The organism is Shimazuella sp. NTD250 (assembly GCF_059510375.1).
Map to the genome: position 1 here is coordinate 211,893 of NZ_JCAJZS010000003.1, position 20,421 is coordinate 232,313.

Annotated in this window: 26 protein-coding genes and 1 riboswitch; of the genes, 18 read left to right on the forward strand and 8 right to left on the reverse strand. The window is 39.0% G+C overall.

The window, feature by feature from the left end; genetic code table 11:
* The first annotated feature begins 283 nt into the window (after positions 1-283).
* Positions 284-394, forward strand: a riboswitch (TPP riboswitch).
* Between the two features lie 105 nt (positions 395-499).
* The 4 genes from AC5WOF_RS09110 to AC5WOF_RS09125 are packed head-to-tail and all read left to right on the forward strand — an operon-like array spanning position 500 to position 3,203.
* A complete protein-coding gene (locus tag AC5WOF_RS09110; RefSeq protein WP_496049955.1) occupies positions 500-1,441 on the forward strand; it encodes an ABC transporter substrate-binding protein in 942 nt (313 codons plus the stop codon).
* Between the two features lies 1 nt (position 1,442).
* Entirely contained in the window at positions 1,443-1,739 is a 297-nt protein-coding gene (locus AC5WOF_RS09115) for a thiamine-binding protein (RefSeq protein WP_496049651.1), read from the forward strand.
* A complete protein-coding gene (locus AC5WOF_RS09120) occupies positions 1,729-2,481 on the forward strand; it encodes an ABC transporter permease (RefSeq protein WP_496049652.1) in 753 nt (250 codons plus the stop codon). Before AC5WOF_RS09115 ends, AC5WOF_RS09120 begins: the two co-directional genes overlap by 11 nt.
* Positions 2,478-3,203, forward strand: a complete 726-nt coding sequence (locus AC5WOF_RS09125) for an ABC transporter ATP-binding protein (protein WP_496049653.1) — start codon at positions 2,478-2,480, stop codon at positions 3,201-3,203. The genes AC5WOF_RS09120 and AC5WOF_RS09125 overlap by 4 nt, the downstream gene beginning before the upstream one ends.
* Positions 3,204-3,282: 79 nt before the next feature.
* Here AC5WOF_RS09125 and AC5WOF_RS09130 read toward each other — a convergent pair whose 3' ends face one another.
* Positions 3,283-3,885 carry a DUF2238 domain-containing protein gene (locus AC5WOF_RS09130; RefSeq protein ID WP_496049654.1) on the reverse strand — a complete coding sequence of 201 codons (603 nt, stop codon included), beginning with the start codon at positions 3,883-3,885 and terminating at the stop codon, positions 3,283-3,285.
* A 111-nt stretch (positions 3,886-3,996) separates the two neighbouring features.
* Between AC5WOF_RS09130 and AC5WOF_RS09135 the strand changes: the two genes are divergently transcribed.
* The gene (locus AC5WOF_RS09135) at positions 3,997-4,476 is read left to right on the forward strand and encodes a GNAT family N-acetyltransferase (protein WP_496049655.1); all 480 of its coding nucleotides are present in this window, start codon (positions 3,997-3,999) and stop codon (positions 4,474-4,476) included.
* Here AC5WOF_RS09135 and AC5WOF_RS09140 read toward each other — a convergent pair.
* The 4 genes from AC5WOF_RS09140 to AC5WOF_RS09155 are packed head-to-tail and all read right to left on the reverse strand — an operon-like array spanning position 4,469 to position 7,748.
* A complete protein-coding gene (locus AC5WOF_RS09140) occupies positions 4,469-4,924 on the reverse strand; it encodes a DUF441 domain-containing protein (RefSeq protein ID WP_496049656.1) in 456 nt (151 codons plus the stop codon). The two genes, AC5WOF_RS09135 and AC5WOF_RS09140, sit on opposite strands and share 8 nt — an antisense overlap.
* Before the next feature lie 57 nt (positions 4,925-4,981).
* Positions 4,982-5,692: a 2-phosphosulfolactate phosphatase gene (locus tag AC5WOF_RS09145; RefSeq protein WP_496049657.1), complete on the reverse strand. Its 711-nt coding sequence runs from the start codon at positions 5,690-5,692 to the stop codon at positions 4,982-4,984.
* Complete coding sequence (comA, locus tag AC5WOF_RS09150; protein ID WP_496049658.1) at positions 5,689-6,459, reverse strand: phosphosulfolactate synthase; 771 nt, start codon at positions 6,457-6,459, stop codon at positions 5,689-5,691. The genes AC5WOF_RS09145 and comA overlap by 4 nt, the downstream gene beginning before the upstream one ends.
* Before the next feature lie 38 nt (positions 6,460-6,497).
* Positions 6,498-7,748: an MFS transporter gene (locus AC5WOF_RS09155; RefSeq protein ID WP_496049659.1), complete on the reverse strand. Its 1,251-nt coding sequence runs from the start codon at positions 7,746-7,748 to the stop codon at positions 6,498-6,500.
* Between the two features lie 130 nt (positions 7,749-7,878).
* On the opposite strand from AC5WOF_RS09155, the gene AC5WOF_RS09160 reads away from it, so the two are divergent.
* Complete coding sequence (locus tag AC5WOF_RS09160) at positions 7,879-8,274, forward strand: CD1247 N-terminal domain-containing protein (protein WP_496049660.1); 396 nt, start codon at positions 7,879-7,881, stop codon at positions 8,272-8,274.
* 274 nt (positions 8,275-8,548) lie between these two features.
* Here the strand turns inward: AC5WOF_RS09160 and AC5WOF_RS09165 are convergent, their stop codons facing one another.
* Positions 8,549-9,064: a hypothetical protein gene (locus tag AC5WOF_RS09165; protein WP_496049661.1), complete on the reverse strand. Its 516-nt coding sequence runs from the start codon at positions 9,062-9,064 to the stop codon at positions 8,549-8,551.
* 332 nt (positions 9,065-9,396) lie between these two features.
* On the opposite strand from AC5WOF_RS09165, the gene AC5WOF_RS09170 reads away from it, so the two are divergent.
* From AC5WOF_RS09170 to AC5WOF_RS09210, 9 genes are all read left to right on the forward strand, one after another.
* Positions 9,397-10,692 (forward strand): helix-turn-helix domain-containing protein, encoded by a 1,296-nt coding sequence (locus tag AC5WOF_RS09170; RefSeq protein WP_496049662.1) that lies wholly within the window; start codon positions 9,397-9,399, stop codon positions 10,690-10,692.
* A 138-nt stretch (positions 10,693-10,830) separates the two neighbouring features.
* Positions 10,831-11,790 carry a stage III sporulation protein AA gene (spoIIIAA, locus tag AC5WOF_RS09175; RefSeq protein ID WP_496049663.1) on the forward strand — a complete coding sequence of 320 codons (960 nt, stop codon included), beginning with the start codon at positions 10,831-10,833 and terminating at the stop codon, positions 11,788-11,790.
* Positions 11,778-12,296 (forward strand): stage III sporulation protein SpoIIIAB, encoded by a 519-nt coding sequence (gene spoIIIAB / locus AC5WOF_RS09180; protein WP_496049664.1) that lies wholly within the window; start codon positions 11,778-11,780, stop codon positions 12,294-12,296. Before spoIIIAA ends, spoIIIAB begins: the two co-directional genes overlap by 13 nt.
* A gap of 12 nt (positions 12,297-12,308) precedes the next feature.
* The gene (spoIIIAC, locus tag AC5WOF_RS09185) at positions 12,309-12,515 is read left to right on the forward strand and encodes a stage III sporulation protein AC (RefSeq protein ID WP_160802473.1); all 207 of its coding nucleotides are present in this window, start codon (positions 12,309-12,311) and stop codon (positions 12,513-12,515) included.
* A 16-nt stretch (positions 12,516-12,531) separates the two neighbouring features.
* Positions 12,532-12,921, forward strand: coding sequence for a stage III sporulation protein AD (gene spoIIIAD, locus AC5WOF_RS09190; protein WP_240873997.1), 390 nt, complete (start codon positions 12,532-12,534; stop codon positions 12,919-12,921).
* Between the two features lie 11 nt (positions 12,922-12,932).
* Positions 12,933-14,123, forward strand: a complete 1,191-nt coding sequence (gene spoIIIAE / locus AC5WOF_RS09195) for a stage III sporulation protein AE (protein ID WP_496049665.1) — start codon at positions 12,933-12,935, stop codon at positions 14,121-14,123.
* Positions 14,124-14,136: 13 nt separating this feature from the next.
* Positions 14,137-14,748 (forward strand): stage III sporulation protein AF, encoded by a 612-nt coding sequence (gene spoIIIAF / locus AC5WOF_RS09200; protein ID WP_496049666.1) that lies wholly within the window; start codon positions 14,137-14,139, stop codon positions 14,746-14,748.
* An 11-nt stretch (positions 14,749-14,759) separates the two neighbouring features.
* A complete protein-coding gene (gene spoIIIAG, locus AC5WOF_RS09205) occupies positions 14,760-15,341 on the forward strand; it encodes a stage III sporulation protein AG (RefSeq protein ID WP_496049667.1) in 582 nt (193 codons plus the stop codon).
* A 12-nt stretch (positions 15,342-15,353) separates the two neighbouring features.
* Positions 15,354-15,914, forward strand: coding sequence for a SpoIIIAH-like family protein (locus AC5WOF_RS09210; protein ID WP_496049668.1), 561 nt, complete (start codon positions 15,354-15,356; stop codon positions 15,912-15,914).
* 578 nt (positions 15,915-16,492) lie between these two features.
* On the opposite strand, the gene AC5WOF_RS09215 is transcribed toward AC5WOF_RS09210, so the two are convergent.
* Complete coding sequence (locus AC5WOF_RS09215; RefSeq protein WP_496049669.1) at positions 16,493-16,789, reverse strand: hypothetical protein; 297 nt, start codon at positions 16,787-16,789, stop codon at positions 16,493-16,495.
* Between AC5WOF_RS09215 and AC5WOF_RS09220 the strand changes: the two genes are divergently transcribed.
* Positions 16,783-17,427: a hypothetical protein gene (locus tag AC5WOF_RS09220; protein ID WP_496049670.1), complete on the forward strand. Its 645-nt coding sequence runs from the start codon at positions 16,783-16,785 to the stop codon at positions 17,425-17,427. The genes AC5WOF_RS09215 and AC5WOF_RS09220 overlap by 7 nt on opposite strands.
* A 155-nt stretch (positions 17,428-17,582) precedes the next feature.
* On the opposite strand, the gene AC5WOF_RS09225 is transcribed toward AC5WOF_RS09220, so the two are convergent.
* On the reverse strand, positions 17,583-18,878 hold the full coding sequence (locus tag AC5WOF_RS09225) for an APC family permease (protein ID WP_496049671.1): 1,296 nt from the start codon (positions 18,876-18,878) through the stop codon (positions 17,583-17,585).
* Positions 18,879-19,031: 153 nt separating this feature from the next.
* Here AC5WOF_RS09225 and AC5WOF_RS09230 point away from each other — a divergent pair, with 153 nt between their 5' ends.
* Positions 19,032-19,472 (forward strand): Lrp/AsnC family transcriptional regulator, encoded by a 441-nt coding sequence (locus tag AC5WOF_RS09230; protein WP_496049672.1) that lies wholly within the window; start codon positions 19,032-19,034, stop codon positions 19,470-19,472.
* 245 nt (positions 19,473-19,717) lie between these two features.
* Complete coding sequence (locus tag AC5WOF_RS09235) at positions 19,718-20,227, forward strand: SRPBCC domain-containing protein (RefSeq protein ID WP_496049673.1); 510 nt, start codon at positions 19,718-19,720, stop codon at positions 20,225-20,227.
* Positions 20,228-20,421 lie beyond the last annotated feature (194 nt).

Sequence of the window (20,421 nt, forward strand, 5' to 3'; positions counted from 1 at the left end):
CAACTGGACAGGGGGCCTTGTGCTCAGGAGCTGTTGAAGCGCTTCTCGCGCTTCTTCGGCTTCCGAGTGAGCATGTCATTCAGATCCATGAGTCCTCCTCCCAAATGTTTGGAGGGCGGCTCCCCAGCGGTTCTTTTTTCTTCCGCTGTATGTGGGACTGACAACTTCATTGTATGTGGTAACAAACAAAGAATCAATATGTTATGAAAATTTTTTTGTCTTCCACTTATACGCTTTTCATAGACAAACAATAGTATAAAATGTATAATTCATTTGAAAACGGAATAAAAATCAGGGGTGCTGGAGAATGGCCGGCTGAGATAGTATACCGATGTACTGACCCTTTCACCTGATCCGGATAATGCCGGCGTAGGAAGGATATTTTTTTGTGCGCAATTTTAGCCATCCTCGATCAGGATGGTTTTTTATTTTGACTAGGAGGATATCTATATTGCATTGGAAAAAGCTATTTATTATTGGATTTATTGCAGTTTTATGTATGGGATTAGCAGCTTGTTCATCAGAAAAAACAAAAGAAAAAGAAGTAACAGTTGTATTGGACTGGACTCCTAATACCAACCATACCGGCTTATATGTTGCACAGGTGAAAAACTACTTTAAAGAAGCCGGATTACAGGTACACCTTATTCAACCGGGGAAATCAACGGCGGAACAACTGGTGGCCTCAGGCAAAGCGGATTTTGGCGTTAGTTACCAAGAGGGGGTAACGCAGGCAAGGGTTGCAGGTGTACCCATCGTCTCCATTGCAGCTGTACTGCAACACAATACTTCTGGGTTTGCTTCACTTTCCACTTCTGGGATTAAAAGTCCAAAAGATTTTGAAGGGAAGACATATGGTGGATTTGGTTCATTGGTAGAGAAAGCAATGATTCAATCTTTGATGGAAAAGGATCAAGCGGATGTGAGCAAAGTAAAAATTACAAACGTTGGCTCCACTGACTTCTTTACAGCATTGAAACAAGGAATTGATTTTTACTGGATTTATTATGGATGGCAAGGGATCGAAGCAGAGCAAAAGGGTGTTAAGCTAAATATGGTATATCTAGCAGATCAAAATAAAGATCTCGATTACTATACTCCTGTCTTGATCACTTCAGAAGCAAAAATAAAGCAAGACCCCAATGTGGTAAAAGCGTTTATGCGAGCAGTGAGCAAAGGATATCAATTTGCGATTGCACATCCAGATGAAGCAGCAGATATTTTAATAAAACAAAATCCTACTTTAGACAGTAAACTCGTTCATGAGAGTCAAAAGTGGCTCAGTCCTCGATATCAAGCGGATGCTGCTATTTGGGGAATACAAAAAGAATCGGTATGGAGTGGATATACAAACTGGATGAAAAGCCATCAATTATTAGAAGGGAATTTTGATCCGAAAAAAGCATATACCAATCAATTCCTTCCACAAGGAGGCAACTAAAATGAATACGTTGTTGAGCATTCAAATCCTGCCGCAAGATACCAATCACTCGATTTCTATCCCACTTATAGAAGAAGCAATAGGCATTATTGAGGAGTCAGGACTAAAGTATCGAGTCGGAGCATTGGATACTACTGTGGAAGGGGATTGGGAGACATTATTAAACCTGATAACTGTGATGAATCAAAGGGTGTTAGAATTAGGCGCCACGCAGACGATGTTTCAAATTAAAATCTTACACAAACCTGAAGGAATCACCATTTCTGCGCTGACTCACAAATATGATGATGAAACGTAGAATATTCCCTCTTGTACTTTCGATCGCTGTGCTTGTGTTTATATGGGAAATCATCTCAATCATTGGTAAATTTCCTGTATGGCAGTTGCCCAAGCCTTATGTAGTTGGATTAGAGCTCTGGCGATCTTGGACAAGCAGTGAGTACCTCTTGCATGTAGAGGCAACATTTGTCATAGCATCTATCGGCTTTATTCTTAGTATTTTGGTTGGAGTCGGGGTGGCTGTATGTCTCTATTTTTCTACGTTCTTAAAAAGAATCGTCACTCCGCTTCTCCTTTTCAGCCAAAATGTCCCGATCATTGTATTAGCTCCATTATTAGTCGTATGGTTTGGGTTTGGTATAGAGGCTAAGTTACTGGTCGTCATTTTGGTTTGTTTTTTCCCGATCACAATTGCATTAGTAGATGCATTTGCACAAGTCGATCGGAACTTGCTGAGATATTTGGAGATGTCAGGAGCTACAAAGTGGGAAAAATTTCGTCACTTAGCATTTCCGTCTGCGATCCCAGTTCTTTTTTCCAGTTGTAAATTATCTGCGACATACAGCGTGATGGGAGCAGTAGTGGCGGAATGGCTGGGAACCGAGCGTGGTCTAGGAATGATCATGACACAAGCAGCGAGTTCATTTCGGACAGACCGCGTCTTTGTGTCGATTATTACGATAGTTGTGTTGAGTGGATGTTTTTTCTTTTTGATCAGTTTAATCGAACAATGGTGGAAGCATAAGAGGAAACTATCATGAGTGATTTAACAGTGGAGAATATCTCCTTTCACTATCCAGAGCAAGAAAAATTGTTAGAGAATGTGTCGTTTGAAGTATCATCAGGGACCTCGGTCAGTATTTTAGGCCCTTCTGGCAGTGGGAAGAGTACCTTGTTTTATTTGTTAGCCGGCCTCTATTCACCCACAACTGGAGGGATGAAACTAGGTAAGCATGAACTGAGAAGTAGTGGAATGGTAGGATATATGCCGCAAGACAGTTCTTTGTTTCCCTGGAAGACAGTGAAAGAAAACATACTTCTTGGGAATAAGCTGGCAAGAAAGAAACATCCTTTTTCTCTGGGCCAGTGGTTAGAACGTGCTGGTTTAGTCGATGCAGCCGATAGTTTCCCCCACCAGTTATCAGGAGGTATGAAACAGCGAGTTTCCTTTTTACGGGCATTAGCCAGCGGACACAATATGATTTGTTTAGATGAACCATTTGCTTCTTTAGATGCCCTTACTCGTACCAAAATGCAAAAGTGGCTGGCTAGTTTGATGGCTGTCGACCAAACGTTTTTGTTGATTACCCATCAGATTGAGGAAGCTGTCCTGCTCTCCGATCGAATTCTTCTGTTTACACATGGTTTACAAGGAAAACCAAAAGAAATCATCAACCCATTTCCTCGATCTGTTCGTTTTGAAGTGCGAAAAACTTCTGCATTTTGGGAGTTTGTGCAAGAGATAGAGGCACAACTTGGATAACAGATGTAAAAAGATTTGTTTGTTGTTTCTACTTCATAAGTTAGTATCGATTTCTATGAAAACAAAGAGCTTGATAGGTTCATGCTCTTTGTTTTTTTACAAATAAATAGAGTAGGAAAAAGACTGAAGCGATGATCGAACCGACTAAAGCAATTTGCATATCGTGTTGAGCATCCCACGGATCACCTTGTAATCCGAGAAATAAGGCGCCTTCTCTAGGCGCAACGAAAGACACCACCCAAACTTCTATTAGTTCATACATGCTGCCTGCTGCGAGGAGACATATATTTGCAAAGAGGATTGCTGATAAACGGCTGATTGGATGAAAAAATCGTATGATCTGATAGACTGGCAAAAGAAAACAGAGACCAAAGGAAAAGTGTACAACACGGTCAAAATAAGCCCGTTTGAACGATAGCCATCTGTCCAGCGGTGTATGATAGGAGTAGTGAGCACCAATTGTATGAAGGGTAAGAAAAACAGCTAAAAGTGTGTAACTAGTGAGGGATAAAGGTATTTTGTTATAGAATGAATATAAGCAGAGGATAAACAAAATAAGAAGAACATTTTCTATCGCCCAATTCAATCGATTTACAGGAGAAATAGCGAGGTATAACCATATAAAGAGAAACGAAGTAAATAAAAAGATTACCCAATTATCTTTTGATGTTGGTTGTGTCATAGGAATACCTCCAGACGGAGTGTATTCTTATCGTATGCTCATCAGGTAAAGAAAGGCAGTTCAAAAGCGGAAGAATGAAAAATAATACAAGGACATAAAAAGGAGAAATTTATGCTTATTCGAACAGTAGAATCTTATGATTATAATCCTGTGATTTCTGTCATAAATGATTGGTGGAATGGTCGTCATATGGCGGATATGTTACCTAAGTTATTTTTTGATCATTTTCAAGATACGAGTTTTATCGTGGAAGAAAACGGAGAATTAATTGGCTTTTTGATCGGTATTCTATCCCAGTCTCGAAAACGAGAAGCTTATATTCATTTTGTTGGAATTCATCCAAATTACCGGAAAAGTGGATTGGGTCGTAAATTATATGACCTATTTTTTCAAACAGTTAAGAAAAAAGGAGTGGATACTGTTCGCTGTGTAACTTCTCCAGTAAATAAAAATTCAATAGCTTACCACACAAAGTTAGGTTTTACGATGGAAAAAGGAAGTATTGTCATAAATGACATGGAAGTACATGAAGATTATGATGGTGAAGGGCAAGATCGAATCCTATTTGTGAAAAAACTATCATTCATTTAGCGAAATATTGGAAAACTTTGAGTAAAAATGCAGTGATCCCTGCTGCCATCAGCGGACCAACAGGGATTCCACGCAAAAATACAATACCGACAATAGAACCAACAACCAACCCGATCACCAGCCCGGGATCTAACTTTAGTAAGTCCAAGCCTTTTCCATTCATATAAGTTGCCAGAAGTCCACCGATTAAAGCAAACAAACCGGGAAGAGTCGTAAATATATCTCCAATATCTTTTATGGTAACTTTGCCAGATGCAAAAGGTACCAATACGGCGATCGTTAGAAACAGTAAACCAAACTCGAGACCTCTTCTTTCCACACCAGGGAAAAATCGCTCCAAATGAATCAGCTTTAAAATGAGCAAAAAACTTGCTGCTGTCGCGATAATAGGAGAGCGTCCAATTAGTCCTGTTATGATGAGCAATACAAGTATTAGGTCTGAGTTCATATTAAAATGCCCCTGTTCCATAAGTTATGTTATCAACTTATGTACAAGCAAGGGGACTTATGATTGTAGGGAAATAACTCCTTCATGAACCATAGGCACGACATCATAGGTGTCAAACTGCAAACAATCCTCGGCATCACTCCATTTATCCAGGTGTTTGAGACGCTGTGAAGATTTACTTTGTTTTAACACAGCAAAATCGTTTCGCTTTATCTCTGGAAAACTAGCGGCTAATAAAAGTCCAGCATCATCCAGCGACACATCGTACTGTTGGGAAAGGATAGAAGCGAGATATCCGGCAGCTGTGCTGTCTTCCAGTGAAAATTCTCCTCTCGTACCAGAACAGAAGATCACGATATCTTTTTGAAAACTGGCAGCCTTGTTGGCGCACGCGGTACTATTGACAAAAGCTCCAATCAATATATGGTCAGCTGGTTTAGAAAGTACAATTGCTTGGGTTCCATTGCGAGTACGAAAGGCGATCGATTTATTGCGAACATTATCATTCCGATATTCATAAGGGGAGTTCCCAAGGTCAAATGACACTGGTTTTAAACCATTATCTTCACCACCGATAATTTTGTCTGTTCCTTTGTAAGCAAGAGCTTCTTCTATTTTCCTCACGGGGATGATTTCTTTTGCTCCATGCGCCATTGCAGTAGTAATGGTGGTAGTTGCACGGAGAATATCTAAAACAATCACCGTTTTTCCTTGGAGAAGATCTGTGTAGTCTCGTTCTTCTGGATAAAAGATAACCGATAGTTTCATGTGTGATCCCGCCATATTGTTAGTGTGTCTGCCCGTAAACCGTGACGAAGTGCCTCAACAGATAATGCATCTGTAGGGGCGATATTACCTAAGTTTACATTGCAGCCTGCCAATTCCATCAGAGTAACTTGCTGTCCTTTTTTAGGGGTTTCCCAGATGCATTTGTTGTTATCGATCATTTGCAGTACTTGTTTGACGTAAGAAGTATCTACTTCACCTTGTTTGTTATATATGCCGATGTTCTCTCCTGTTTCTCGTCCCTCAACGATGACATAAGATGCACCTGCGTCAAGGTCTGTGGAAAATTGATCCATAAGAGAGGACAACTCAGTCGTACTCCCTGCTTGTTTTTTGCCTATTTCTGTAATGACACGAAATTGTTTCTCGATTGCAGATTGGATGAGGGATCGACGTTCTGATAGGTCATAATCGATTACCCCGCTAGAAATTTCTACCCATTCAAAGCCAAGTTCTTTTAGCCACTGGAGATAAGCCTCGTTTTTTTTCTCCATATAAGCTACTTCAAAGAAGGTCCCGCCTGGGTAAAGGTGAACCCCGTATTCTTTTGCCAGCGCAACTTTTTGTCTTGCCACATCTTCTGGTGTAATAGCTAATGTTCCAAAACCTAATTTGATAAAATCGATATGAACCGCAGCTAAAGAAAGTAAATCTTTAAACGCTTGCAGACCAAGCCCTTTATCCATCACCATCGTAATCCCATTTGTCCGCGGTTTAAGTGAACGGTCTGGATTTGTCCAATTTCTCATGTTTAACCTCCCTTTTTTCTATATTTTACCTTACGTGCTTAAGAAGGATGTAATTGTTTTTTAACTACTAAAATACGTGAGCGTTCTTCTTTCCCATGAATTCGTTGTGGGCGATGTATAAGAAAAAAACTGAGCAAAACTGCAAAAATAATAAGTGCTGCTGTTCCAAAGTAAAGAAGAAAAGGATGGTCTGCCAGCATTCCAAATGTAGGAGGACCCAGAGCAACACCAAAAAATCGCACACTACTGTACAAAGAGGTAATGATTCCTCTTTCTTTCAAACGAATCGCAGAAGTGATCATCATGTTCAAACAAGGAAGAACAAGACCTGCTCCGATACCGATCCATGCAAACAAGGCTACTAAGAAATACAGGTTGTTTACCCATGGAACCACAATCAAAGGAAGACAGAGAAAAAATAAGCCAAGTACTATCATTTGTTTCATTTTACCTATTTGATCTTGGATATGACGACCTGTTAAGAAAGACGTAATACAGAGAGCTAAAAGCGGAACAGCAAGTACGAACCCTTTTTTTATACCAGCTAAACCATAGGAATTTTCCAATGCATCCGATAAAGCAAATAAAGTACCGAACATAGTGAACATGGTTACAGCTCCAACATAAAAAGCAACACTCAACCATCTTCCATGTTGCAAAAAGATGTTCTTCACTTGATGGAGATATGTTTTTATAGAAACAGCACTGTCCACTGGCTGTTCCTTTACAAGCCAGAAAAGGGCAAGTGCAGTGGGAATACATAAGACGGGAAATACAAAAAACATCGCATACCAACTAATGAGGGCAATGACAGATCCTAAAATGGGACTTAGAACCTTACCCATCCCATTGGCAGCTTCAATGGTACCTAAAGCTTTACTTCTCTCTGTTTTATCAAAAATATCACTTGTGAGCACCATAGCGATTGGGGCAGTTCCTGCTGCGCCTATCCCTTGGATTACTCTTGTCCATAACAACAGGTTAAAACCTGCATCTATAATTGCTACGATTCCAGATAAAACACCACCCAAACCATATAAAATCAAACTAAAAATAATCACTTTTTTTCTACCAATTCGATCCGCTAAAAATCCAGCGATGGGAATCATACAAGCAGCAGGAAAGGAAAATAAAGTAATTAAAAGTCCAACCTTTGAAGAACTTATTCCGTACACACTTTGAATACTAGAAAAGACAGGAATAAGCATGGAGTTTCCAAGAACCATGATGATGGGAATACTGCAAAGTGTAAGCAAGGTTCCCCATCCAGCTTTTTTTGTGGTTGTCATAAACGAGCACCTCTTAGTACATTCGTTGGTTCTATTTTTTGGATAAAGCTATTTTATATGCATCATGAATTGAAAAATCTGTATTTGGCGAAACTAGTCCTATCGAATAAACGAAAAGGGATGGTAAGCCATGTATGATCGTCTTCGTAGAGAAATTTCTTATGTGGAAGGGCTGTTAGAAGGATCAACAACGAGTAACAACCCAGATGCTAAAGCTCTTATCAGACTAATCGGTGTAGTGGACGAATTAGTGGAAGCAACCCAAAAATTAGATACTCGTCAAGCAGAGCTAGAAGAATATGCAGAAGCAATTGATGAGGATTTAAATGATTTGGAACTTTTGTTTTATGACGACGAAGATGATGATAATTATTTGATCACTTGTCCAGAGTGCGGAGAAGACGTAGCAGTTGATTTGGATGATTTGGAAGACGATGAAATTGACTTGCTCTGTCCGAACTGCCATACTACATTGACGATTGAAGATGCAAGTGAAGCAGAAGAAATAGAGAAAATAGAAGTTTAACAATCATTGAAGTTCGTATTTCTTATTGAAATAGCACTTCCTATACTACTTTTTAGTATAGGAAAAAAAGACTTGAGAAAAAGATAACTCAAGTCTTTTATCTATCGTTTTTTATTTCATAATATACAATAACTTGCTATAAATATAAGGTTATTAAGATTAGTTCAAAAGAATTAGTGGGGACTCATTTGCTAACTGATCAAATGAGTCCCTACAACAGCCGAACATCCCTCCTTAGAGTGGACTTCGTTTTGGATGCCGATAAGACATCCCGTCAGGACTCGTAGATGGTTGCCCCAGGGCCGATGACACATCGGGAGAAGGTTGCGCCTTGCATGTTGATTTCGGCGGTCCTGTAGTCCTCGTCCACATCGGAAGAAGGCAGGTCACCCTTCAAGTGGCACAACCGGAGCATCCCATCTTCGATCGTCAAACCGTTTTGGATGGGGTAGGCGTATGCGTACTCGATAAGCCACTGTTCTTCCGTGCGCCGACCCAGAACCAGATCTTGGACTTCGTGCTGTTCCCCGACGTAGAAACGGTGCGGTGTCATCTCGCCGACCGACATGCTGGTGATGAAGTCGACAGTGAGCTCCAGACCTGCGACGATCAGCTCATTGGCACGCACCACACTCGGTTCCCCCTTGCCGGACGGGAGGTTCATGAGGATGGATACCTTCTTCGCGGTGATCCATCCTTTGTTGTACTCGATCTCTACCGTTCCGCCAGGGCGGTTGACGCGCTTGAAGTTTACACCGATGAGGTCCACAACGGGGTGGTTTTCGGCCATGACTTCAGTCCCTTTCCAGAGGAGTTGCTGTTGTTTGAGCTACACTCTTTATAAGTATACAGAATTATTTTATAAATCAAAAGGTAAAAAATGGATTTTATAACTTTTTAGATGTGAAAACAATTATGGGAATTGTAAAAAGCATATTTATGAGGGGTTCTTTTGTGGGAATGCTTTTAATTACAAAAATAGAAACTCTTTTGTAATTATTTTTAGTGTTTTCAGAATACAGGGAAATATGGTACAATACTGTTGAATTGGACTATCTGAAAATAAAATTACACATGAATAAAATCATGAGAGTTGTTCTGATAGAAGAGAGGGAAGAGGAAATGGTATTTGTAGATCTAAATTTAGTAGGAGAGGCTATACGAAACTATCGAAAAGAAAAACGTCTTCGGTTAGAAGATCTGGCAGATGAGAATATATCTGTATCTACAATCAGCAATATTGAACGTGGTTTTGCTCACGTGAAGCAAGAAAAAGTAAATTATTTACTTCACAAGTTAGGGATCGATATTTCTGATCTGACGACGTTAGAGCAAAATCTTCAAAAGAAAGATGAGTATATTTCACTACAGCTAACAGGATTGGAATCATGGATTGTCTGTGACGAAGAATCGAAAGCGCTTACAGAATTGAACAATATAAAACTGGTCGATCATCATCCGTTGGCTTCACGAGTTTTTTTTCTCAAAGGGAAGTGCCACCTTCGCTTAAAAGAGTGGAAAAAAGCAATCCATGCATTTTATGAATCGATCAGACTCAGCCGCCTGCAAATGGAAGCAAGTCCCTTAGAAGCTGCATGCTATGATGAATTATCTCGCACAGCTTATTATCAAAATGATGTGTACCAGGCTATTGCCTATGCAGAAAAAGGGCTTGATCTCATACAAGAAAATCCTGATATAAAGCTTTCTTTGATTCGCAACAAAGCGCAGTATTTATTTAAACAATCAAAAGAAGCTGAAGCATTAAAATTGATCAAAGACAATTGGATTCACTTAAGTAATTTAACACAAATGGACTTGATTCTCGATTTTTATCAAGTTCGTGTAAAATTACTTATCATTACAGGATTATGGGATGAAGCTCATGCTTATGCTGAAGAAGGAATTCATTTGGCCAAGCAGAACAATCAGTATTATGCTCTTTGTGTGCTGTGGGGAGAGCTAGGAAAGATTTATATGAACCAATATCAGTATGATCTAGCTGAAGTTTGCTTTCGAACCTCTCAAGTGTTTGAGTTTCACGTAAAAGACAAATCTGCATTGATTTCTACTTATACTTTTTATGGGAAGTTACTTCAAGAACAAAAAGAATATCAACTGGCGAGTGTATTGCTAAACAAAGCAATTCAACTTGGTTCAAAATACAATGAAGTAGAAGATGTTGTGCGTGCTTATTTAGCAATGGGACAAGTTTTTCTTATGAGTAAGGATACAAAAGCAGCTATGGGATATTTTCATAAAGCAAGAGATATGGCAACAGAGCATCATCTGCCTATTCTGGCCTATGAAGCTATTTTCGAAGCTGCAAAAGTATATCAGGAGTTAGATTCAGATAAGTTTATTGCTTGTACTGTTGAGATGTATGAAATGAAAATGGTGATGAATAACAGACCATAGGATATTTTATAAAAATGAAAGATCGATTAAAACTGCTGGAGTGATTCTAGCAGTTTTTTTGTTTGGTTAAGCATAAAGGAAACAAGCCTACCATAAGCATGATGGTAAAACAGGTTTGAGTGGGAATTGAGGTGTGGTATGGATTTAAAACCAATCTATCAAGTATTGCCTCTATCCATTCGGAATCGAATTCAATCACTTCCTAGAACCATTTTATCAGGATTAGAAGAAGTTCGAATTCGCCAAGATCGTCCCTTAGAGGTAATAGCAGCTGGAAAAACATGGTTTGTCAGCAGTAATCAACAATTAAAGCTTGATCCCCGTGATAGTGTTCTTCCCACCCGTGAAGAATGCCATAAACTGCTCAATTTAATCAGTAACCATTCTCTCTATGCATTAGAAGAAGAGCTTCGGCTTGGCTATATCACAGTAGAAGGAGGACATCGAATTGGCTTAGCTGGGAAAGTGATAACAGAAGGTGGAAAAGTGAGACATGTGCGAGATATAACAGCTTTTAACATTCGAATTGCCAGACAAATAAAAGGTGTAGGCAAGGCTTTACTATCAAGTATTATCGATCAAGATCGCATAAAAAACTTGTTAATAGTCTCGCCGCCCGGGTGTGGTAAGACGACTTTGTTACGTGATTTAGCTCGTCTTGTGAGTATAGGAGAAGGGTGTAGTGCAAGAAAAGTAGGTATTGTGGATGAAAGATCAGAAATAGCGGGATGTGTAACAGGTGTTCCCCAACATGATATAGGCCCCCGTTCAGATGTCTTGGATGCTTGTCCAAAAGCAGAAGGAATGATGATGCTGATCCGATCCATGTCTCCAGAAGTTTTAGTAGTGGACGAGATTGGCAGAAGAGAAGATGCTGATGCTATTCATGAAGCTATTTATGCGGGTGTTCACCTATTCACCACCGCTCATGGCAGTTCTATTCAAGAAGTACGCAAACGACCAATTTTACGTGAACTAATTGAGGAAGAAGTTTTTGAACGTATCGTTTTACTAAGTCGTCGTTCTGGACCTGGCACGATCGAAGCAGTTTACGATGGAAAATGTCAGTTAATCCGGAGTACATCGTGCTCAAGTTAATCGGGTGTATCTTACTGCTTCTCGCTACTTCTGGCATTGGGTTTGTGTTTGCCGGGAAATTAGCTGCTAGACCAAAACAAATTCGACGCTTGATCCATGCAATAGCTATTTTAGAAACAGAGATAGGATATGGAAACAGAAATTTGGCTGCTGCTTGCCATAATATCGGGGAGCGAAACCTAGAAAACGTCAGTGAACTGTTTCATCAAATGTCGCTGCGTCTTACCACGATGGATGGTGCGGCAACATATGAATGTTTGAGGTTAGCTGTGCAAGATTGGTGGCCTGCTACTGCAATGAAATCGAGTGAGAAAGAAGTGTTTTTGCAGTTTTGTAAGACATTAGGGAAATCGGATCGTCATGATCAACTCTCTCATCTAGCTCTGGTGAAACAAAACTTACAAGTAGAAGAACAAAAAGCTAGAGAAGAGCAGACTCAGTATGAAAAGATGGTTCGAACTTTAGGTGTCCTTACAGGAGCGCTCCTGATCATTCTGCTGTACTAGGAGAGGGTCCGAATGCCTTATAACGTCGATACAGTTTTTCAAATAGCTGGAATCGGAATTATCGTCGCTATGATTCACACAGTCTTGAAACAGATGGGGAAAGAAGATTTTGCTCATTGGGTAACATTGTTTGGTTTTGGTGTGGTGCTCTTTATGATTGTCATGCTGTTGCAAGACTTATTTACCACGATAAAAAATGTCTTCCTGTTCCGATCGTGAAGAGGGGGAGGTTTGCTTGGAGATAATCCAGGTGGTGGGGCTTGGGTTAATTGCCACTTTCTTGGTATTGATCATCAAAGAACAAAAACCCGTCTTCGCCTTTCTTTTAGCTACTTTTACGGGCATCATTATTTTCATTGCTTTAGCTGGCAAAATAGCAGAAGTAATAAAAATTTTAGAACATTTGGCCGTACAAGCTCATGTAAACCAATTATTTTTGACGACCATCTTAAAGATTATTGGCATTGCATATATTACGGAATTTGGAGCACAAGTGACGCGAGATGCAGGTCAAGGATCCATTGCTAGTAAGATTGAGTTATCTGGCAAGATTTTAATTATGGTCATGGCAATTCCCATTATCACTGTCATTATCGAAACAGTGATGCAGGTTTTACCAACATGAGGAGGATCGATATGGTAAAAATGTTTCGCATCCTCCTGCTCACTGTTTTCTTTCTATATCTGGGTACTGGTATTGTTTTTGCAACGGAAAACCCGAAAGCGACCGAGAGTAATGAAAATCTCATTCGTTCTCAACTTAATAAAATGCAATTAACAGAAGTGGAATCGTTTTGGTCGCAACTGCGTTCCAGTTATGGACAATATTTTAAAGAAAAAGATTTACCCAGTTTGATGGAGCTATTAACGAATCAAAAATCGTTTACTTGGAAAAGTGTACTGATGGCCTTTGTGGAGTATTTTTTTCACGAGGTTCTGCAAGGTGGAAAACTGCTGGGAAGTATCATTGTGCTGACCGTATTTAGCATGATTTTGGCAACTTTACAGACTGCATTCGAACGGAATCAAGTGAGCAAAGTCGCATATGCCATTGTGTTTATGGTGTTAATCGTGTTAGCAGTAGATAGTTTTTCGGTTGCTGTCGCAGCCGCTAAGCATGCGATCGGTGGAATGGTTAATTTTATGTTAGCGTTAATTCCACTGTTGCTCGCATTGCTTGCAACGATGGGTAATATCAGTTCGGTCACATTTTTTCACCCACTCATCATTTTTATGATTCATGTGATTGGAACTGTGATTTATACCGTTGTGCTGCCTCTTCTTTTCTTTTCGACCATCTTACATATTGTCAGCAGTCTTTCTGATAAATATAAGGTAAATCAGCTGGCAGATTTACTTCGCAAAGTAAGTATTGGGGTATTAGGGGTCTTGTTGACACTGTTTCTTGGGGTTTTATCTGTACAAGGTGCTACTACTGCTGTAACAGATGGCATAACTGTGCGTACAGCAAAATATATTAGTGGTAACTTTGTCCCAGTAGTGGGTCGAACGATTGCAGATGCGACAGATACAGTTGTGGGAGCGTCCTTGTTGGTGAAGAATAGTGTAGGACTAGCAGGAGTGATCATTTTATTATTGATCTGTGCTTTTCCCGCGCTAAAGATCTTAACACTTAGTTTTATTTACAATTTTTCAGCTGCAATCATGCAGCCACTTGGGAATAGTCCAATCATTGCAAGTTTAACAACAATTGGACGAACTTTGCTCTATGTGTTTGCAGCGTTAGCAGCAGTTGGATTGATGTTTTTCTTAGCGATAACCATTGTGATCACCTCTGGAAATTTGTCCATGATGATAAGGGGGTAAGGTGGTGGAATGGATGAGTGATTGGATCAGACAAATTATTTTGATCATATTTATCGCTACCTTTATCGACTTACTTCTCCCGAGTTCATCTTTGGAGCGTTATGTCAAATTGATCATGGGTTTAATTATTATCGTTTCGATTCTACAACCCGTTCTACAATTAGTACTCAATGAAGATAAGTGGTTGAAGGTTTCGGCATTACTAGCCCCTGCTGTAGATATGGATCAGTATACGTCTTTGAGAAAAATTCAAGAAAACAGTACAGAGTTAACCCATGTACAACAAGAAGCCATAAAGCAACAATTTCAAAGCTCCATTTCTTCTTGGATTGAAAAGCAAGTAGCACAAAAATATCACGTAAAGGTGGTGAGCGCCAAAGTAACTGCAAATATCGATCAAGAGACACCTGTTATTCAAAAAATTGAAGTGCAGGGTGTAAAAACTGGGGAATCGTCCGCTTCAGAAGTCATAAAACCGATCGAGACTATTGACATTAGCCGAGATATAAAAAAAGAGGAACTGCCAAAACAAGATACAAAAGTTCAGCAAGAGATCCAATACTTTATCGGGAGTGCTTGGAATATTGATGCCAAACAGGTTGCGGTACAAATTCAAAGCAAGTAGGAGTGAAGGACATGCTCCAAAAGTGGTTGCCAAAGCAGAAAAAATGGCATTACCTCATATTAGTTGGGTGCGTGGGAGCTGGTATTCTTCTCTTTTCTTCGTTCCTAACTACACAAGAAGAAGATGCAATTTCAAATTCGCCTTCAACAAACAAGACTACAAACAAACAGACAAGCCATCTGCAACAGAATGGAATGCAAGATTATGAGGAGCAATTCGAATCAGAGCTTTCTGCTATTTTGAGCAAAGTAGTTGGGGTAAGTGATGTATCTGTAGTCGTAAACCTTGATTCAACCGAAGAAGAAGTCGTTCAATCGGACACACGGGAATCAGAGCAAACAACAAATGAAGCAGATACAAAAGGTGGATCTCGATCCGTGAACCAAAACAATGTAGATAAAAAAACTTCTGTATATCGGACAAACCAAGGAGAGCAACCAATTGTGATCAAACGACTTAAGCCACGAGTAAGAGGGGTGCTTGTAGTAGCTCGTGGAGTGGAAAATCTGCAAGTTCGAGCACTGATAATCGAAGCAGTACAGCGTATTTTAGATGTTCCATCGTATCGAATATCTGTTTTACCAAGAGGTTGAGGAGGAATAGTGATGGCAATGAATCGTCAAACTATGTGGCTGGTAACCATGTTGACACTAATGGTAGTATTATCAGCTTACTATATTGTGACCGGTCCAGATCAATCAGCAGGTCCTGCAATCCAGAGTATTGATGAGATGGGGAATGAAAAAAGCGATCAAGTACAAGTAGATATCAAATCATTGGAAAAACCAGTAGCAGTGAAAAAAGAGACCAGTGAAGCAAGTGATTATTTTGTGAGTTATCACATGCAACGAAATGCAACACGAGAAAAGCAATTAGAAGGATACTACCAAGTACTGATGAATCCTACCTCTACGAAACAAGAACTAGAGACAGCAAATACAAAAATCGAAGCGATGAACAAATTGGATAAGGCAGAGACCACTCTTGAAGAACAAATTCGAGAAGCAGGATTTCAAGATGTAGTCGTAATGCAAGAAAATGACCATGTCAATATTATCGTTCAGAGCAAAGATTTGAGTCGAAAGAAAGCAGTTGCAATCATCACAATGGCACAAAAACAAATGCAAGTAGCAGCTGGCCAAATATCTGTAGCTTATAAAGCGTAAGAAGCGTTGCTCATAACGCTTCTTTTTTTATATTCCTTTTTGCTTCATTTTTCTTCTATAACGAGACTTAATTTTCATAATTTATCGTCTACATAACTGGGAATATATAGTACTATAGTTATAGTATGTGTACGAAGGAGGGAAGCAATGGAGAAGAAAAAGGATTCAATAAATAAATCTACAACTAATAAATTAGCCAATTGGTTGATGTTAACATCACTTGGTCTCATCTGTACAATTAGCGGCATTATCATTTACCAATATGCTCAGACTTATGCCCAATCTTCTAAAGTTAAGCCGCAATTACAAACGACCTTTGTTGAAAGTTCTGTTGTTTTCAAAGATGTAAAGAAGGTGATGATGGATAGTCTTCCATCACAGAGTGTGGAGAAGGAATTAGATGCAGGTCTTATATCTTACAAAGATACAGAGCAATCACCTAGCAATGGTAATCAAACTTCGATACCAGAACCAAATAATCAAAGCTCCGCAAAAATAGGATCAACATCAAGTTCTTCTGAAGCGACCTCTTCTAAACAAGTATCAACACCAGCAGTAAAACAAATAAGTTTTGGTGGCTATGCAACAAGCATTGTACCTAAACCAAAATCGAAGCACCCAACTTCTAAACCAAAACCAAAGTCAAAGTCAAAACCGAAGCCAACGCCAAAACCAAAACCATTACCAAAACCAGCACCAAAACCGAAACCCGCACCTAAACCAAAACCAGCACCAAAACCAGCACCAATACCAACACCGAAGCCAAAACCAGAACCAAAACCAGAACCAAAACCAGAACCAAAGCCAAAGCCAGAACCAGAACCGAAGCCAAAGCCAGAACCAAAACCAGAACCGAAGCCAAAGCCCAATGACAAAGGAAAAGACAAAGGCAAAGGAAAAGATAAAGGCAAAGGAAAGGGCAAAGACAAAGGAAAAGATAAAGGCAAAGGAAAGGGCAAAGACAAAGGAAAAGACAAAGACAAAGGTAAAGGAAAAGACAAAGGAAAAGGCAAAGGTAAAGGAAAAGGCAAAGGCAAAGACAAAGGAAAAGACAAAGGAAAAGATAAAGGCAAAGGAAAAGATAAAGGCAAAGGAAAGGGCAAAGACAAAGGTAAAGGAAAAGGCAAAGGAAAAGACAAAGGCAAAGGAAAAGATAAAGGCAAAGGAAAGGGCAAAGACAAAGGTAAAGGAAAAGGCAAAGGAAAAGATAAAGGCAAAGGAAAGGGCAAAGACAAAGGTAAAGGAAAAGGCAAAGTCAAAGGAAAAGATAAAGGCAAAGGAAAAGATAAAGGCAAAGGAAAAGATAAAGGCAAAGGAAAAGATAAAGGCAAAGGAAAGGGCAAAGACAAAGGTAAAGGAAAAGGCAAAGGAAAAGATAAAGGCAAAGGAAAAGGCAAAGACAAAGGAAAAGGCAAAGACAAAGGAAAAGACAAAGACAAAGGAAAAGGAAAAGGTAAAGGCAAAAAGACAGAATAAAGGTAAAAGCAATGTTATCTCTTCTATTAAATATTAAGTTTTGCAAAAATATCCGATCCCTATTCTAGAAGGTCGGATATTTTTATTTAAGGGACTATAAGACTCATTCTTATGGATATATGAGATGCTTAAACAAAATAGACTTTAATGTCGTTTATTAACAGAGTTAAAATCATTAACTGTATTCAAAACTTAAGTTGTTTTAGATCTTCGTTCTTTTTTATCTCTATAAATCATATACAGAATGCAAATACATATGACTGCTACTGGTATCATAATAGTAGTTCCTATAAAAGGGTACGCAGCTAGACATAAAATACAAGAAAGAGCAGCTAAAACCTTCCCGATGAAGTGTTTAATTAGCTTAGCTCCGGCAGCTGTGCCAATAACATAAGTAGCAATGGCTAAAGAATTTGGAACAAACACCAATTGGTCCAATCTTAAATGAAATATAAAACTGATAATTAATCCTGCTATCGCAAATAGCCCTACTAGTAATACTGCACGTCGAGGTACAGAATTTTTTTTATCGTAATGATCCAACCATTTTGGAGCGGTCTTATTATGAGCTAAAGAATACCCCAATCGACTAATGCTAGCGACATAAGCATTATTTGTACCCAAGCATATAGTAAAAGCTGCAATACCTAATATCCACGTACCATTTACTCCTCCGACTTTTCTTATAACTTCAGCCAAAGCAGCGTTATTTATAGATTGAATAGTTGAGTTTTCGCCAGCAACATAAGATTGTGTGCCGATGACAGCTAAAACAATTCCTAAATATAAAACTCCAACAATGATAATAGCTCCCCAAGTTGACCACAAGATATTTGTTTTTCTAGGATTTTTAAATTCAGGAGCTAGACTAGATATAGCTTCCCACCCAAAGAAAGACCAAAATATCAACATCGCTGATTGACCTATGGGTATAATACTATCTTTGTTAATAGCCCATGAAAATTGACTGAATTGAAAGTGGGGAATGGATAGCAAAGTGGTTCCTAACAATATAAGAAAGGTAAGAGTTGTAACAATAAGCTGGACCATTCCACTGGACTTCGGACCATAATAATTTCCTATTACTGCAATGATCAGTATGATCAATCCAATTAGGTAAGTTGTAAAGAACGGTAAATGGAAAGCAAAAGATATATATACTCCACCAGTTAGTGCAACAATAATCTGCCCAAAGCTCCCTGCTATAAAATACAACCAACCCGAAAGTGCTCCGACATAACGGCCAAATGCCTGATTTGCAAACGTTGAAACGCCACCTGCACTTGGATAGTCGATGGACAAAAAAGCAAAAGTGCAGGCCAATGGAATACTCAGCAAAATCATTCCTATCCACGATACCAATGCATTTGAACCTGCTATGCCTGCTGTTATACCAGGTAAGATTAGAATTCCAGATCCCAATACTGCTCCTACATATAGAGCAGTTCCTTGAGGGATGGAAATCGTTTGTTTAAACGAATTTGCCACCTCGATCCTCTCCTTATATCTTTTCGTACTTGGATTATAGAATATAAAAGGTATACTTTATATAAATAAGTGAATGGATTATCTTGGTTATGGTTAACTATTTGAATGAAAAAACTCGTTTATCTTTACAAAATATTAAATGGAGGGATAGGTTTGGATACAATAGATTATAAGTTGTTAGAACTTCTTCAAAAGAATGGAAGAATGACTATCGCTCAGTTGTCTAAAGAGCTAAACTTCAGTCGTCCAAGCGTTAATGAACGGCTATCCCGTTTGCAGGACAGCGGTATTATTGAGGGATTTACAGCAAAAATTTCACCAGAGAAAATAGGGAGAGTAGTGCAGGCTATCATCCAAATTGGAAATCTTAAAATAGCGTGTCGTCAATTTGAAGAACTTATTAAACAAGAAGAGGGGATTCTTGAATGTCACAGAGTTTCAGGAGTAAACAGTTACTTCGTGAAAGTGGCAGTTAACTCCATACAACATTTAGAAGCTCTTGTAGATCGTCTCGTTCCATATGGTCAAGTAAATACATCTATCGTCTTTTCTTCTCCCATTCCTTATCGAGAAATACTGCCTCAAAGTGAGTAGCTCACCATTGAGGTTACGGTAAGCTAAAAACAAAATAATGCCCCAAATGTATCCAATTTTTTATTTTCATCATTCATTTCTCTTAATTTGATGGATTCGTCCTTATCCCCCTTAAAGGAGTATAAAATAAACATTCCTTGACAGGAATATTCCTAATGAGTTATATTGAATGCAGATGGAAATGAACGACATTGGGTAAATTGATAATGTAAGAAAAAGTATGCAAAAATGTGGGAGGCAATGTGATGGCTAACAAAATGACATCTAAAGTAGAAGGTAATGTACTAACATTAGAGCGAGTTTTTGATGCACCACGAGAATTAGTATTTGAAGCGTATTCGAAAGAAGAACACTTAAAACAATGGTGGGGACCACGTGGTTGGACGCTTACGGTTTGCAATATCGATTTTCGCCCAGGCGGCATTTGGCACTACTGTATGAAATGTGAAGATAAAAATCAAGGCGATTTCTATGGGATGGAATCGTGGGGAAAAGCGGTATATGATGATATCGTAACAGCAGAAAAAATAGCTTATACCGATTATTTCTCCGATGAAAATGGTAATGAAACAGAAGGTATGCCTTCCAGTAACATTACTTTATTGTTTATCGAGCAAGGCGGTAAGACAAAACTGGTGACCAAAGCGAAGTATGAAACACCAGAAGCACTGCAAGCTGTTATCGATATGGGAATGGAGCAAGGTATTTCGGAGACAATGGATCGTTTGGAAGAACATTTGCAGGCGTTATCATAATTGCAAATGCCATAAACTTGGTTGTTGTTGTATTGTTAAGCGGTTGGTGTTGATATATTCCCAAAAAAGCAGACAGATGAAATAATAAAATCTGCCTGCCTTTTTTGGGTTTTTCTGTTATTGGAAGTATATGATTAACATTCCTCTGTTGAAATATGGAATCTAGAGTTTGTCAATATTATTCTCTCATTCAA